Consider the following 15425-nt stretch of genomic DNA (forward strand, 5'->3'; position numbering starts at 1 on the left):
AAAACAATTAAAATCTTATTTAATAAAAATTTTTAAGGGGATTTGTTCGCAAAATCCTGGAGGATGGAATCGATCCTGACATCAATCAAAAGGGACGAGAGGGTGACCGGCTTGATCGGATTAATTCGCGTATTTACCGCAAATGATAATGAAGTGGTTCAAGCGCATGGAAAACGGATTCAAGAGCAGTTTCATATCCCTGTTTTAAGCAGAAGCATTCCCGACCAGCCGCTAGGTATCTATGACGACGAAACCGAGAGGATCGCGATACCGAAAATCGTGGAGCTGGGCGTCCGGATGGAGCAGGAAGGCTGCCGGGCCATCATTATCAGCTGCGCCGCAGACCCTGCCGTTAACGAGCTTCGAAGCCGCGTCACGGTTCCGGTCATCGGCGGAGGAAGCGCCGCGGCGCATGTCGCCCGTTCGCTCGGTTTGCCCGTAGGGGTGATGGGAATCACCGAAGGCGTACCTCCGGTGATGCGCGATATTTTAGGCGATCTCGTCGTAGGTTACCGGCGTCCCGAAGGCGTGACGAACACGACGGATCTGATGACGGAACAGGGCCGCAGCATGGCGCTGGAAGCGGCGAAATCCCTCGTATCCCAAGGCGCCGGAGCGATTGTATTCGCTTGCACGGGCCTCGCCACGATCGGATTTGCCGAAACGCTCCGCAAAGAATTGAAGGTACCGGTGATCGACACGGTTGAATCGGAAGGTTTGATGGCCGCGAATTATTATAGACAAGCCGTCGCTTTTTAAAAAGGGGGGCCCCGTATTCCGGGGATGACAAACGATATGAATTTTATCGGCCTTCAATGTTGAAAGTCGGCAATATCTATGTTTCCCGCTTTTAAGGGGGAGGAGGGCACTCGTTATTTTTCTTTGAAATCCCCTCGATTCGGCCATCGGCAGCAGGTCTTGACGCCCGAAGCGTTACGAACCTGATGACGATGGCTTGCAAACGAGTGATCAACCTAGACAAATTGGAGGCATATGGATGAGCGAAATCAAGAATGAAATCGGACAGACGGAGAAAAAAGAGAAACATCCCAGCATATTCGAACCTTTTGGCTTGTTCCTCAATGTAATTACCGGCGTTCTTGGCGCGATCGTCGGCATTCAGATCGTGACCACGCTCGGCGTGACGCCGAACACGGCAATCATCGGCGCGCTGGTTGCGATGCTGATCGCAAGAATTCCGGTAGCGGTATTCAAAAAGTATAAATCGATCCATCGCCAAAACATGGTGCAGACGTCCATCTCCTCCGCGACGTTCGGCGCGGCCAACAGCCTGTTCATACCGATCGGGATCCCGTTCGTGATGGGCGAGACGAAACTGATCATCCCGATGCTGATTGGCGCGGCGCTGGCGATGTTCGTCGATGCGGCGCTGCTGTACAAGCTGTTCGACTCGAAGCTGTTCCCCGCTTCCGGAACCTGGGCGCCGGGCGTGGCGACCGCCGAATCGATCATTGCCGGCGATAAAGGCGGCAAACGCGCGGGGCTGCTCGGGGTCGGGACCGTCATCGGCCTGATCGGATCTTATTTCCACGTTTCGATGTCCGCGTTCGGCGTGGCGTTTATCGGCAACATCTGGGCGCTCGGCATGTTCGGGATCGGCCTTTTGATCCGCCAGTATTCGAACCCGCTGTTCAGCATCGACGTCGACAAGCTGTATATCGCGCACGGCGTCATGATCGGCGCAGGGATCGTCGCGCTGGTGCAGGCGGCCATCCTCATTTTGAAACGTCCGAAAAAGGAAGACCAAGCCGCCGACGCCGAGAAATACACGCGTACGGAAGGCGAAGCCAGACGCGCCCTCGGGCTTGGTTTTGTCGCTTACCTCGTCATCGCCCTTATCATCGCCCTCATTGGCGGTCTCATTACGAAAATGTCTATCGGCATGCTGATCGGATTCCTTGTCTTTGCGGCCTTTGCCGCGTTCGTGCACGAAATTATCGTCGGCATCGCAGCCATGCATTCCGGCTGGTTTCCAGCCTTTGCCGTCGCTTTCATCACGCTCCTGTTCGGCATGCTGATCGGTTTTCCTACCGTGGCGCTGGCGCTGCTCGCAGGATTTAGCGCCGCTACGGGCCCGGCTTTTGCGGACATGGGCTACGACCTCAAAACGGGTTATATCCTCCGCGGGAACGGGGAGGACAAAGAGTTTGAGCTGCGCGGCAGAAAACAGCAGTACATGACAGGCATGATCGCGTTCGGCGTAGCGGTCATCGTTGTCGCTTTGACCTACCGTTCGTATTTCGGCCAAAATCTCGTTCCGCCGATCGATACGGTATACGTGTCGACGATCCAAGCGGGGGCTTCCCCGGACGTTGCGATGAAGCTGCTGCTGTGGGCCATCCCGGGCGCCATTTTGCAATGGCTTGGCGGAGCGAAACGCCAGATCGGCGTCATGTTCGCGACCGGTTTGCTGATCTCTACGCCAAACGCTTGCTGGGCGGTTCTGGCGGGTCTTTTGATCCGGATCGTCGTGCTGAAAGTAAAGGGCAAGGAAGCCGAAACGCCGATGAGCATTTTGGCGGCAGGGTTTATCGCGGGAGACGCGATTTACAGCTTCTTTAACTCCATGTTCAAAATGAGAAAGTAGGTGCATTCCATGGCTAGAATCAAACTGGACGAAAAAATGGTGGAAAGCGCCGTGTTCGGCGGCGCCGTCCTGGGCGGCGGCGGAGGCGGCTGGATCGAAGAGGGCCTTCAGATCGGCCGTTTGGCCTTGGAGCTTGGCGAACCCGAGCTGCGCACGATCGACGAATTTGCGGACGACGATACGTTCGTGACTGTTTCGCTCGTCGGCGCGCCCGGAGCGAAAGATAAATATTTGAAACCGATCTATTACGCCAGATCGCTGGAAATGCTCGCACGCGGGCTGGGCAAACCGATTTCGGCGATCCATACGAACGAAAACGGGGCCGGAACGACGGTGAACGGCTGGCTGCAATCGGTCATGACGGGCATTCCGCTCGTCGACTTCGCCTGCAACGGCAGAGCGCATCCAACCGGCACGATGGGCGCACTGAATTTGACGGAAGTCGAGGATTACGTGTCCTATCAAACGGCCATCGGCGGCAAGGGCGACAATTACCTGGAGTTCAGCGTTTCCGGATCGCTGGGCAAGGCCGCTTCGATGGTCCGCAAAGCTTCGGTTGAAGCCGGCGGGCTCGTCGCGGTGGCCAGAAATCCGGTAACGGCTGCCTACGCGAAGCAAAACGGCGCCCCGGGCGCCATCACGCAGGCGATCGAGGTCGGCGAAGCGCTGCTTGGGGCGAAAGGCGAGGCGGCCATTGCCGCCGTCGTGGACAAGCTTGGCGGAAAGGTCGTCGCCGCCGGCGAGGTGACTGCCTTCGAAATGGAAACGACAGGCGGATTCGACGTGGGCAAAGTGACCATCGACGGCTTCGAAATGACCTTCTGGAACGAATATATGACGCTGGAAAAAGACGGGGAGCGTTACGCGACGTTCCCGGACCTGATCATGACGCTGGACGCCAAAACGGCTAGACCGGTCGTCACGGCCGCCCTGGAGAAAGGGCAGCAGCTCGCCGTCATCGCGGTGCCGAAAGCCAAATTGCTGCTCAGCAGCACGATGCGCAACAAATCGCTGATGCAGCCTGTCGAGGATATCATTAAAAAACCGATTTTGGATTACTTGTTCTGATTCGCTAAGACTTGCTAAATACTACTTACATCTAACTGGAGGTCGGATTCGATGACATTAAAACAAACGATGGCCGCGCTTGAAGCGATGGACGACGCCCATGTAACCGGAGAGAAAGTAAAGGAGCTGTTCGCCGGCTACCCCGAAGTTTCGATCGAGGTGCAAAAAGTAACGGGAGAAAAAGGGAGCACGGATTTCATTAAAATCGTCATTCCCGGCACCGAGGGCAAAACGAAAGGCGGAAGCGCTCCGACCTTCGGCATCGTAGGCCGCCTGGGCGGAATCGGTGCCCGTCCAAGCCGCATCGGGCTCGTATCCGATGCCGACGGCGCAGTGGCCGCCGTTGCCGCGGCGCTGAAGCTCGCGGACATGCAGGTGAAAGGCGACCGTTTGAAAGGCGACATTATCGTGACGACCCATATTTGCCCGGATGCGCCGACCCGTCCGCATGAACCGGTCGATTTCATGGATTCGCCGGTCGACATCGGCGCGATGAACGCGCATGAAGTATTGCCGGAGATGGAAGCGGTGCTTTCGATCGATACGACCAAAGGCAACCGCGTCATCAATCATAAAGGTTTCGCGATTTCCCCGACCGTAAAAGAGGGCTACATCCTGCGGGTCAGCGATGATTTACTGCGGATTATGGAGATGACGACAGGACTGCTGCCGGTGACGTTCCCGATTACGATGCAGGACATTACGCCATACGGAAACGATCTGTACCACATCAATTCGATTTTGCAGCCGGCCGTTGCGACGAGCGCTCCGGTCGTCGGCGTCGCGGTCACGGCGCAAAGCGTCGTTCCGGGCTGCGGCACGGGCGCCAGCCACGAAATCGACATCGCTGCCGCGGTTCGTTTTTCGGTTGAGGTTGCCAAGGAATTCACGAATGGAACCTGCTCGTTTTACGATGCGGCCGAATACGACCGGATCGTGAAGCTTTACGGCTCGATGAAGGTGCTTCAAACGGCAGGCAGCGCGGAAGGAAAATAAGAAGAGACAGGGAAGGGGCTTTTAGTTCTTTCCCTTTTTTCTCAGGAAAAAACGTTTGGGATATTTACGTTTGGCGCAACACGCGCTTTTGGCAAACATGGGGAGGAGGATCATCGCATGACGAAACTTGGGGTCATTACGATCGGACAGGCTCCGCGCAAAGACGTGGCCCCGATTTTGCGGGAGCATTTGCCGGAACGGGTGGAGATGATTCAGGCAGGCGTTTTGGACGGCTTGTCGAAAGAGTATATTGCCGCCAATTTATGTCCGGAAGACCGGGATTACACGCTCACTTCCCGGCTGACGACCGGGGAGTCGGTCATCATGGGGCGCAGCAAAATCCAGCCCATATTGCAGCAGAAGATTTATGACATGGAGAATCAAGGAGTCGCCAATATTTTGCTGCTTTGCACGGGCGTTTTCCCGGGGCTTGCGACCCGAACGGCTTATTTGATCGAGCCGGATCATATGATTCCGCCGGCCGTCAAGGCGATGGTCGGGAACCGGAGGCTGGGCGTGATCGTCCCTCTGGAAGAGCAGAAGGAAACCATGAACTCGAAATACGAACCTTATGGACTGTACCCGGTATACGGGGTCGCCTCGCCATATCTTTTCGATCCGGGAGATTTTCAAGCGGCGGCGGCCGGACTCAAGGGCAAGGCGGATATCCTTTTGCTGGACTGCATGGGGTATACGGAGGAGGCTAGGAGACTGATGGCCGAAGCTTCCGGACTGCCCGTCATCCTGTCCAATGCGATCATGGCGAAAATCGTTTCGGAAATGATTTGATTCGGAAATGATAGGACCGACGGGGACCCTCTATGGGCGAAAAACCGGAACACGGCGAAAAAATGGTTGAAAGGAAGTCAGACAAAATGCAGGAAAAAATCGTTGAAACCAGCATCAACATGCTGAAAGATTGCCTCGGATTAAAAGCGGGGGAGACGTTTCTGATCGTCTCCGACGATTCGAGAAAGGAACTCGCGGAATCGCTATACGAAGCAGGAAAACGCATCGGAGCCGAAAGCATGCTGACGGTGATCAAGGAGCGAAGCAAATCGGGCGAAGAACCGCCGGCGCCGATCGCGGCCGCCATGGCTTCGTCGCAGGTCGTCGTCTGCATCACGAAGCATTCGCTGACGCATACGCAAGCAAGGAAGCAAGCGGCAGCGGCCGGCGCCCGCCTTGCGACGATGCCGGGCATTACCGAGGACATGTTCCTGGAAGGAGCCATCGCGGCAGACTATACCGAAGTGAAGGCACTGACGGAAAAAGTGACCGATATGCTCACGAAAGCGCGCAAGGTACGCATCGAAAAGGACGGACACGCGCTGGAGTTTTCCATCGACGGCCGCGACGGGGTGCCGAGCACGGGCATGTACGTGGAGCCGGGCCAATCGGGAAACCTGCCTTCGGGCGAAGCGTATATCGCGCCCGTGGAGGGCTCCGCCGCAGGGAAAATCGTCGTCGACGGCTCGATCGCCGGCGTCGGCAAAGTTGCGGGTCCGGTCGTTTTGACCGTGGAGAAGGGCCGCCTCGTAGCGGCCGACGGCGGCGCGGAGGGCGAAAAGCTGCTGCAAATGCTCGGGGATGGCGACGGAAGGCTGCTCGGGGAGTTCGGCATCGGCACCAACAACAAGGCGAGAATCACGGGCGTCGTGCTGGAGGACGAGAAGGTATACGGCACGATCCACGTCGCTTTCGGCAGCAACAATACGTTTGGCGGCGTCGTTGCGGCCGGCGTCCATATCGATTGCGTCGTCGGCCAACCGGACGTTTATTTGGACGACCGGTTGATCATGAAAAACGGCGAGCTGGTGGAGAGCTGATTTCTGCAGGCGGCGCCACAAGCAGGGCCAAACGAGGCGAATGAGGAATAAAGCATGTGTGCGGACTGGAACGACCCGCAGAGCGCCGGCAGCGACCGCCTGCTCTGCGGGTGTTTCTTTTTTTGCGCATGAAAAGAACTCATGGACGAAGAGAAATCCGGAGATATAAGATAAAGCATAAAATGTAAACACTATTTTGCGGCCGGCAACAAGACATCGGCAAGATCGGGACAGCGCCGAACAAATAACGTGAAATTTTATAGCAGTATATTTGCAATTTTCTTGCAGGTATCCTGCGTTTGAAGAAGAATGTATAGAGTGGATTTTGCGCAATGAAAGACGGGAACGATCCCGGCATAAGGAAAATTTGGAGGGCTAGCGATGAACGATAGGATTCAACACGCCGCACAGGTGCAGCCGACGGAAAGGCAGTTGTCCGTTCAGGAGATGGAATTTTATGCTTTTGTTCATTTTTCGGTGAATGCGTTTACGGACCAGGAATGGGGAAGCGGGAAGGAAGATCCGTCGATCTTCAACCCGACCGCGCTGGATGCGGACCAATGGGTGGAAGCGTGCAAATCGGCCGGCATGAAGGGTTTGATTTTGACCTGCAAACATCATGACGGTTTTTGTTTGTGGCCGAGCCAATATACGGAGCATTCCGTCAAAAGCAGTCCGTGGAAAAACGGCGGCGGCGACGTCGTCAAGGAAGTGTCGGACGCCTGCCGCCGGGGAGGCATCCGTTTCGGCATCTATTTGTCCCCGTGGGACCGGCATGAGCCGACCTACGGCGATTCGCCGGCATACAACGAATATTTCAAAAACCAGCTGCGGGAGCTGTTGACCGGATACGGCGACATTTTCTGCGTTTGGTTCGACGGCGCCTGCGGCGAAGGCCCGAACGGCAAACGCCAGGTGTACGACTGGGACGCCTATTACGCGCTCATTCGGGAGCTGCAGCCGGGGGCGGCCATTTCCGTCTGCGGCCCCGACATCCGCTGGTGCGGCAACGAGGCGGGACACTGTCGGGAATCGGAATGGAGCGTCGTTCCCGCATCGCTGCGGGATAACGAAAAAATCCAGGAAAATTCCCAGCAGGAGGATGACGGCGAATTTGCCAAGAGATACAGCTCGGAGGACGAGGACCTGGGAAGCCGGGACGTCATTTTGAAGGAAAAAGAGCTGATCTGGTATCCGGCGGAAGTGAACACTTCGATCCGTCCGGGCTGGTTCTACCATGCGTCCCAGGACGATCAGGTGAAGCCGCTTGAGGAACTGGTCAAGGTGTATTACGGATCGGTCGGGGGCAATGCGACGTTTCTGCTCAATATTCCGCCGGATACGCGCGGTTTGTTCCATGAAAACGACGTGCAGCGCTTGAAAGAGCTGGGGGATTGGATCCGGGGAACGTTCGGAACGAACCTGGCCGCCGGCGCCCCGGTCCAAGCGAGCGAAGCGATGGCAGGGCATGAAGCCTTATACGCGGTGGACGGCAACCGGGATACGTTCTGGGCTCCGCAAGAGGGTACGGAGCAGGCCGTTCTTACGGTGGATCTCGGCACGGAGCAAACCTTCGACCATGTTGTATTGCAGGAATACCGTTACAGTCAGCGGGTGGAGCGGTTTGCGCTGGAATATATGGAGGACGGCGAGTGGAAAACGGCGTATAACGGCACGGTCATCGGCTACAAGCGGATCTGCCCTTTCCCGGCCGTGACGAGTCGCTTTATCCGCCTGTCGATACAGGAATCGAGATGGTGGCCTAACCTTTCCGCATTCGAAGTGTATCACGGCGACCGGAACGCATGATCTGTACCTGCCCGGTATGTTATGATAGAGGGAGAGCTTGAAAGGGAGCAAAGACAAGCCATTTCATTTTCAAGGACGTGAACATAACATGGATTTATTTTCTTTCCAGCAGGAGTCGGACCGGGGCGGAAGGCTGCTGGCCGACCGGATGCGTCCCACCTCTTTGGATGAATATATCGGGCAGGAACATATCATCGGCCCCGGCAAGCTGCTGCGCAGGGCGATCGAAGCGGACCAAGTCACCTCGATCCTCCTGTACGGCCCGCCGGGATGCGGGAAAACGACGCTCGCGCATATCATATCGCAAAAAACGCAGGCGGACTTCGTCCGGCTGAACGCCGTGGACGCCTCCGTCAAAGACGTGCGGGAGGTCATCGACCGCGCCCAAAGCAACAAAGCGATGTATGGCACGAAAACGATCCTGTTCCTCGACGAGGTGCACCGCTTCAACAGCTCGCGGCAGGACGCGCTGCTGCCGGCGGTCGAAAAAGGGACGATCATTTTTATCGGGGCGACGACGGAAAACCCGTTCCATTACGTCAACGGGGCTTTGATGAGCCGCTCCACCCTGTTCCAGCTGCAGCCGTTGACGAAGGACCATTCGCTTGCCGCCATGAAGCGGGCGCTGGCCGACCCTGATAAAGGGCTCGGATATATGAAGCTGAAGGCGGACGAGGAAGCGCTGGACCATATCGCCACGATGGCGAATGGGGATATCCGCCGGGCGCTGACGGCGCTCGAGCTGGCGGCGATGACGACGCCGCCGGAGGACGACGGCACCGTTCACATTACGCTTGGCGTCGCCGAGGAGTCGATCCGCCGTCCGACCGTGCGGGCGGACGAGTCGACGCAATACGACGTGCTCTCCGCCTTTCATAAAAGCATCCGCGGCTCCAGCGATGCCGCTTTGTTCTGGTTTTTGTACGCGGTGGAGAAGCTGGGGATGGATCCGATGGTGTTCATCCGCCGCCTGATCGCCGCCAGCAGCGAAGACATTGGCCTCGCGAATCCGCAGGCCATGGTCCAGGCCGTCAGCGCATTGGAGGCCTACCGGAACAACGGCTGGCCGGAAGCGAAGCTGAACATCGCCCAGGCCATCTTGTTTGCCGTGGAGAGCCCGAAATCAAATGCGGTGTATACGGCGATTTCGCGGGCGACGTCGGCGATCGAAGAGCTGAAATCGGCGGAGGTGCCGCTGCATTTGCGGGATACGCATTATAAAGGGGCCGTGAAGCTGGGCCATGAAGGTTACAAGTATCCCCATGATTATCCGGGGCATTACGTGAAGCAGGATTATTTGCCGAAGGAGATTGCGCGCCGCGTCTTCTACCAGGCGACGGAGCAGGGCAACGAGGCGAAAATCCAGATCAACCAGCAGCGCAGAAGAAACCAGTTTCTTTCCGGGGAATGATGATCGAATTACGGGGAAATCTTCATCAACGAGAAGGATTCCGCGGGAGTCGTAGAGAATGTTTTGCACAGGCGTCATGAAACGTCCGCCGAGCAGGTTCGGCATGCAGGGCGTTCCATGAAAAAAAGCCACCGCCGCCGGAAACATGGGGCGGGTGGCTTTAACGTCTGTGCTTTATTTTTTTTGGAGTGCCGGCAGCTTGAACGGAACCTTTTCCACTTTGTCGATGGTGCCGCCGCCAAGGCAAACGTCGCCTTGATAAAACACGACGGCTTGTCCCGGAGTAACCGCTTTTTGTTTCTCGGCGAACCGCACGTGTACGGTGCCGTCTTCAAGCCATTCGAGCGTAACGTCCTGGTCGGGCTGGCGGTAGCGGAACTTGGCGGTGCAGCTGAAAGGCTCTGTGGGCACGTTCCCTTCGCCTGCGATCCAGTTCACGCCTGTGGCAATCAGCCCCGTCGAATACAGGCTCGGATGCTTGTCGCCTTGAACGACGTACAAAATATTTTGCTCCAGATCCTTGTCGGCCACGAACCACGGTTCGCCGTTTCCGGATCCGCCGATGCCGAGCCCTTGACGCTGTCCGAGCGTGTAATACATCAAGCCGTCGTGGCGGCCTTTGATTTCGCCCGTCGCGATATCCACCATATCGCCGGATTGCGCCGGCAAATACTGGCTAAGGAACTCTTTGAAGTTGCGTTCGCCGATGAAGCAGACGCCGGTGCTGTCTTTCTTTTTGGCGGTGTACAATCCCGCCGCTTCGGCAATCTTGCGTACTTCGGGTTTCGGCAGATGGCCGATCGGGAACATCGCTTTCGACAGCTGCTCCTGATTCAGCGCGTTCAGGAAGTAGGTTTGATCCTTGTTGCCGTCGACGCCGCGGAGCAGCTTGAAGACGCCATTCTCTTCGACGACGCGGGCATAATGGCCCGTGGCTACATAATCGGCGCCCAGTCCAAGCGCCTTGTTCAGGAATTCGCCGAATTTGATTTCGCGGTTGCACATGACGTCCGGATTCGGCGTGCGCCCCGACTTATATTCGTCGAGGAAATAGGTAAATACTTTATCGAAATACTCTTTTTCGAAATTGACCGTGTAATAAGGAATATCTATTTGCTCGCAAACGCGCCGGACATCCTCTGCGTCCTGTTCCGCGGTGCAGACTCCGAATTCGTCGGTATCGTCCCAGTTCTTCATGAAAATACCGATGACATCGTAGCCTTGCTCCTTCAGCAGGAGCGCGGTCACCGAGGAATCGACGCCGCCGGACATGCCGACGACCACGCGCGTGTTTTGATTGTTGTTTGCCAAAGTTAACTCACCATTTCTATTTTGAAATTGTGCCCATACCCGTATTTTAACACACAACGGGCCGGAGGTCATACCCGGATGGCCTTTGTCCGCATCAGGAGTACAATTTGCAGTTTTGCCTGAGATTATATATGATGGAGTTTTAGAAGTTTTTGCCGGGGGAAACCGATTTTTGCGCCGTCAAATCCATTGGGGAAAGGCGTGCCTGTCTTCCGTGGAAGTACAACGGTTGACGTTAACATACCAAAAAAACGCCGGATATGTTAACATAAGCAAAGGGTTATGATCGGAATACGCAGATATTATCCTCAGGATCTAAGGTGTCTGCAACGGATCCCGACATATATAAAAGAAAACATGAACTTTTGAAAGAGGTGCCACCTTTGAAGATATCGACAAAAGGGCGTTACGGCCTGACGATCATGATGGAGCTTGCGGCCAAATACGGCGAGGGCCCGATCTCGCTGAAAAGCATCGCCGAAAAAAACCAGCTTTCCGAGCATTATCTGGAGCAGTTGATCGCGCCGCTGCGCAACGCCGGGCTCGTTAAAAGCATTCGCGGCGCGTACGGCGGTTACGTGTTGTCCCGCGAAGCTTCGGAAATTACGGCGGGAGACGTCATCCGCGTGCTGGAAGGCCCGATTTCCCCGGTCGATTTTACGGAAGAAGACGATCCTGCCAAGCGCAACCTGTGGCTTCGCATCCGCGACGGCATCGCGAACGTGCTGGATTCGACCACGCTGCTTGACCTGATCTCCTATCAGGAGCAGGACGCCGCCGATAACTACATGTTTTACATTTAAAAGGAGATGCGAAAATGAAATCCATTTACTTGGATCATGCGGCATCCACGCCCGTCCATCCCGAAGTCGCGCAGGAAATGATGAACGTGATGACGGGGCAATTCGGCAACGCATCCAGCGTTCATGCCTTCGGCCGTTCCGCCAAACGGACGGTGGGCGGGGCTAGGGACAAAATCGCCAAATATTTGGGCTGCCACCCCGATGAGCTCGTGTTCACCGGCGGCGGAACGGAAAGCGACAACCTTGCGTTGTTCGGCGCGTTGGAGGCGATGGAAGGCCGGGATAAGCATGTCATTACTTCGTCCATCGAACACCATGCCGTGCTGCATGCCTGCGAGGAGCTGGAAAGGCAGGGCTACCGCGTCACATATCTCCCGGTGGACGGGACGGGGCGGGTGCGGGTAGAGGATGTGGAACAAGCGCTGACGGAAAATACGGCGCTGATCAGCATCATGTACGCGAACAATGAAGTCGGCACGGTGCAGCCGATCCGGGAAATCGGCGAGCTCGCCCGAAGCCGCGGCATCCTGTTCCATGTGGACGCCGTTCAGGCGCTGGGAGCGATTCCGATTTCCCTGCGCGATTTGCCGGTCGATCTGATGAGCTTTTCCGCTCATAAAATTAACGGCCCGCAAGGGATCGGGGCTTTGTACGTGCGCCGCGGCGTTCACCTTGCGCCGAGACTGCACGGGGGGCTTCAGGAGAAAAAACGCCGCGCGGGCACGGAAAACATGGCGGGCATCGCCGGATTCGCCAAAGCCGTCGAAATTGCGGCGGAACAACTAGAGCCGCGCAGAGAGCATGACCTCATGCTCCGGGATACGTTTATCCGTTTGCTGGAACAGGAAATTGGACAAGACGCGTTTGTCGTCAACGGACATCCCTCTGAATTTTTACCTCACATACTGAATATCAGCTTCCCGGAAACAGACACGGAGACGCTCCTGATGAACCTGGACATGGAAGGCGTTGCTGCGGCCAGCGGCTCGGCATGCACCTCCGGTTCCCTTGAGCTGTCCCATGTGCTTCAAGCTATGAAACTTCCACAAAATGTTTTGCGCTCCGCGATTCGTTTTAGCTTCGGTTTGGGTAATACTACGGAAGATATGGAATACACCGCCCAAAAAATTGCAACCATTCTTCGTCGTTTACGTATTAGAAGTTAGGATTCTCTATGCATGGACAAGGAGGGAGGCGTGCTTCCATACCGTCCGGAACAAGGATCGGTGCCCGCAGGGGCATCCGTCCCGCCTCTCGCGGGATGCCTTCGTTTCAATACTCATGACGATAGGTGGGTCCTGGCATGAAGTTTCAAGAATTGATCGGCCTTGCCGTGTTCGATGTGGACGAAGGCAGGCAGATCGGCAAAATCAGCGATGTTTGGGTCAGCGGGGACTGGAGGATCCAAGCTTTGGAGCTTGAAGGCAGAAGCCTGTTTTCCAGTTCGGCCAAGTCCGTATCCTGGGAGGATATCGTGGCTTACGGCGAAGACGCTGTGATGATTCGGAATCAACAGGCTGTTCGAAAGACAAAGGCCGACGATATACAATACACGTTCCTGACGGGCAAAAATAAACTGAAGGACATGGACGTGCTGACCGAGGAAGGCGTTCTGCTCGGAAAAGCGACGGATGTTTATTTTGACCAGGAAATGGGAAATACAATACTAGGTATAGAAATCAGCGACGGTTTCGTCTCGGATTTGCTGGAAGGCCGGAAATGGCTGCCGCTTGCGGAGGGCATGTCCATCGGCAAAAACGCAATCATGGTGCCGCCGATGAGCGAAGAGCGCCTCGGAAAAACCATTCATTCTGTTAACGGATAGGTGATCTATGAATATGAGATGTCCCAACTGCAATTCCAAAGATATCGGTAAAATCGGTTCGCACCAATTTTATTGCTGGGGCTGTTTTATCGAACTGACGGTCAACGGAGATAAAATGTCCGTCTATCAAGTCGAAGAGGACGGCACGCTTAGTTCGCTGGACGATCTGTTTTTCGAGGAAATTCCTCAGGAATTCCCGCATCTGCACGCGTCCAATTGAAAGTGAACTTATGAACATGCTTTTTCGGCAAAAAAGAAACCTATCACTAGCGTTCGCTCGAAAGACGCGCGTTAGTGATGGGTTTCTTTTGCTTTATCGCTTGGCCGGGGCGGGCTGGTCTTTCAAGGTTAATTTTTTCCTTTCGTACATATAATAACGTGTACAGCAAGTCCGAAAGGAGGAAAGCTTCCTTGGAGAACATGACCGGAAACAAGTGGTTCCGTTTGCTCATCTGGTTTATTCTCGGCCTGATCGCCCTTTATTTCATTTGGCTGCTTCGCCCGATGTTCATGAATATATACCATTTTTTCAAAGTGATTTTGGCGCCGTTTATCGTGGCGATGATCATCTCGTACGTGCTGAACCCGATCGTTTGCCTGCTGGCCGACCGCAAAGTGCCGAGGGGCATTGCCGTGCTGTTGATTTACGCCGTGTTCATCACCTGCGTGGCGGTCATCCTCATCAATATGATTCCGGTGCTGATCGAGCAAATGGAGGAGCTGAACGAACACCTGCCGGAAATGACGATGCATGCGCAAAGCCTCATGAACCGGCTGGACCAGAAGCTGCTCCCGGACGGGGTGATGGCCGGGGTGGACCGCTGGTTTTTGCAATGGGAAGACCGGCTGGCGGCGGGGATCTCCGATTTTATCGACAACATCGGTACGACGATTAATCTGGTGCTGAACATTTTTATCGTTCCGTTCCTCATTTTTTATATTTTGAAGGACTTCGACGTTTTTGAGCGGGCGATCGTTTCGTATCTTCCCCGTTCCCGGCGCAAAGCGACCGTAAGCGTGCTGAAAGAGATCGACCTGGCGCTCGGCAATTACGTACGGGGGCAGTTTATCGTCTGTTTCATCATCGGCGTGCTGGCGTATATCGGGTATATGATCGTCGGGATGCCGTACGCGCTTTTGATGGCCAGCATCGTCGCCGTGTTTAACATCGTGCCGTATCTCGGCCCCTTTCTGGGGGCGGCTCCCGCGGTCGTCATGGCTTCGACGATTTCATGGAAAATGGTTCTGCTGGTCATCGTCGTCAATTGGATATGCCAAATTTTGGAGAGCAACGTCATTTCTCCGCAGGTGGTCGGCAAAAAGCTGCATCTCCATCCGATCGTCATCATTTTTGCGCTGCTTGTCGGAGGGGAAATGGCGGGCATCGTCGGCCTCATTCTCGCCGTTCCCGTGTTTGCGGTGCTCAAGGTGCTGCTGCAGCATTTTTTCGCCTATTACATCAAGCGCAAAACGACCTGAACCGCCCTGGATTGACATTCCCCCGCTGCGCCGATATACTTGTGTAGAATATGTTCAAAATGGACAAAACGGCGATGAAATGAAGTACGGCTGAGAGGCTCCTTGGACAGAGAACGGATTCCTTCGCGCTGAAGCGCGGATGGCTGGAAGAATCCGCATGCGGGCGCTGCCGGAAAGCTGATTTCGGAGTGCGGGCAAACCCCGCCGGCTGGCCCCGTTACAGGCTATACGAGGAGATCGCTTCGACGGACGGGCATTCTGCGGAATGCAACAGGACGGTTCGGGC

General features: G+C 55.6%; 14 protein-coding genes. 13 read left to right on the forward strand and 1 reads right to left on the reverse strand.

The genetic code is table 11. The features are described from left to right. Positions 1-111 precede the first annotated feature (111 nt). From AC27KL_RS19800 to AC27KL_RS19835, 8 genes are all read left to right on the forward strand, one after another. On the forward strand, positions 112-759 hold the full coding sequence (locus tag AC27KL_RS19800) for an aspartate/glutamate racemase family protein (RefSeq protein WP_487170750.1): 648 nt from the start codon (positions 112-114) through the stop codon (positions 757-759). Between the two features lie 238 nt (positions 760-997). Continuing rightward, positions 998-2608 (forward strand): OPT/YSL family transporter, encoded by a 1611-nt coding sequence (locus AC27KL_RS19805; protein WP_487170751.1) that lies wholly within the window; start codon positions 998-1000, stop codon positions 2606-2608. A 9-nt stretch (positions 2609-2617) separates the two neighbouring features. Continuing rightward, complete coding sequence (locus AC27KL_RS19810; RefSeq protein ID WP_487170752.1) at positions 2618-3676, forward strand: S-methyl thiohydantoin desulfurase family protein; 1059 nt, start codon at positions 2618-2620, stop codon at positions 3674-3676. A gap of 51 nt (positions 3677-3727) precedes the next feature. Then, complete coding sequence (locus AC27KL_RS19815) at positions 3728-4672, forward strand: DUF1177 domain-containing protein (protein WP_487170753.1); 945 nt, start codon at positions 3728-3730, stop codon at positions 4670-4672. Between the two features lie 117 nt (positions 4673-4789). Further along, the gene (locus tag AC27KL_RS19820; protein WP_487170754.1) at positions 4790-5461 is read left to right on the forward strand and encodes an AroM family protein; all 672 of its coding nucleotides are present in this window, start codon (positions 4790-4792) and stop codon (positions 5459-5461) included. An 86-nt stretch (positions 5462-5547) separates the two neighbouring features. After that, positions 5548-6501: an aminopeptidase gene (locus AC27KL_RS19825; RefSeq protein ID WP_487170813.1), complete on the forward strand. Its 954-nt coding sequence runs from the start codon at positions 5548-5550 to the stop codon at positions 6499-6501. A gap of 381 nt (positions 6502-6882) precedes the next feature. Beyond that, entirely contained in the window at positions 6883-8310 is a 1428-nt protein-coding gene (locus AC27KL_RS19830; protein ID WP_487170755.1) for an alpha-L-fucosidase, read from the forward strand. A gap of 88 nt (positions 8311-8398) precedes the next feature. Then, complete coding sequence (locus AC27KL_RS19835; protein ID WP_339323922.1) at positions 8399-9721, forward strand: replication-associated recombination protein A; 1323 nt, start codon at positions 8399-8401, stop codon at positions 9719-9721. 174 nt (positions 9722-9895) lie between these two features. Here AC27KL_RS19835 and mnmA read toward each other — a convergent pair whose 3' ends face one another. Continuing rightward, on the reverse strand, positions 9896-11032 hold the full coding sequence (gene mnmA, locus AC27KL_RS19840) for a tRNA 2-thiouridine(34) synthase MnmA (RefSeq protein WP_339323923.1): 1137 nt from the start codon (positions 11030-11032) through the stop codon (positions 9896-9898). A 383-nt stretch (positions 11033-11415) separates the two neighbouring features. Between mnmA and cymR the strand changes: the two genes are divergently transcribed. The 5 genes from cymR (at position 11416) to AC27KL_RS19865 (ending at position 15139) form a co-directional block, all read left to right on the forward strand. Further along, a complete protein-coding gene (gene cymR, locus AC27KL_RS19845; RefSeq protein WP_339323924.1) occupies positions 11416-11835 on the forward strand; it encodes a cysteine metabolism transcriptional regulator CymR in 420 nt (139 codons plus the stop codon). Between the two features lie 14 nt (positions 11836-11849). Next, positions 11850-13001 (forward strand): cysteine desulfurase family protein, encoded by a 1152-nt coding sequence (locus tag AC27KL_RS19850; protein ID WP_487170756.1) that lies wholly within the window; start codon positions 11850-11852, stop codon positions 12999-13001. A gap of 137 nt (positions 13002-13138) precedes the next feature. Further along, positions 13139-13660, forward strand: coding sequence for a PRC-barrel domain-containing protein (locus tag AC27KL_RS19855; RefSeq protein ID WP_339323926.1), 522 nt, complete (start codon positions 13139-13141; stop codon positions 13658-13660). 13 nt (positions 13661-13673) lie between these two features. After that, positions 13674-13880, forward strand: coding sequence for a hypothetical protein (locus tag AC27KL_RS19860; RefSeq protein ID WP_036711266.1), 207 nt, complete (start codon positions 13674-13676; stop codon positions 13878-13880). 200 nt (positions 13881-14080) lie between these two features. Beyond that, positions 14081-15139: an AI-2E family transporter gene (locus AC27KL_RS19865; RefSeq protein WP_373316246.1), complete on the forward strand. Its 1059-nt coding sequence runs from the start codon at positions 14081-14083 to the stop codon at positions 15137-15139. Positions 15140-15425: the final 286 nt, after the last annotated feature.

The organism is Paenibacillus sp. YAE3 (assembly GCF_057546105.1).

Bases quoted from the DNA above. Each gene is read 5' to 3' on its own strand.
- AC27KL_RS19805 (WP_487170751.1), top strand. From the start codon at position 998: ATGAGCGAAATCAAGAATGAAATCGGACAGACGGAGAAAAAAGAGAAA.
- AC27KL_RS19810 (WP_487170752.1), top strand. From the start codon at position 2,618: ATGGCTAGAATCAAACTGGACGAAAAAATGGTGGAAAGCGCCGTGTTC.
- AC27KL_RS19815 (WP_487170753.1), top strand. From the start codon at position 3,728: ATGACATTAAAACAAACGATGGCCGCGCTTGAAGCGATGGACGACGCC.
- AC27KL_RS19820 (WP_487170754.1), top strand. From the start codon at position 4,790: ATGACGAAACTTGGGGTCATTACGATCGGACAGGCTCCGCGCAAAGAC.
- AC27KL_RS19825 (WP_487170813.1), top strand. From the start codon at position 5,548: ATGCAGGAAAAAATCGTTGAAACCAGCATCAACATGCTGAAAGATTGC.
- AC27KL_RS19830 (WP_487170755.1), top strand. From the start codon at position 6,883: ATGAACGATAGGATTCAACACGCCGCACAGGTGCAGCCGACGGAAAGG.
- AC27KL_RS19835 (WP_339323922.1), top strand. From the start codon at position 8,399: ATGGATTTATTTTCTTTCCAGCAGGAGTCGGACCGGGGCGGAAGGCTG.
- AC27KL_RS19850 (WP_487170756.1), top strand. From the start codon at position 11,850: ATGAAATCCATTTACTTGGATCATGCGGCATCCACGCCCGTCCATCCC.
- AC27KL_RS19855 (WP_339323926.1), top strand. From the start codon at position 13,139: ATGAAGTTTCAAGAATTGATCGGCCTTGCCGTGTTCGATGTGGACGAA.
- AC27KL_RS19860 (WP_036711266.1), top strand. From the start codon at position 13,674: ATGAGATGTCCCAACTGCAATTCCAAAGATATCGGTAAAATCGGTTCG.
- AC27KL_RS19865 (WP_373316246.1), top strand. From the start codon at position 14,081: ATGACCGGAAACAAGTGGTTCCGTTTGCTCATCTGGTTTATTCTCGGC.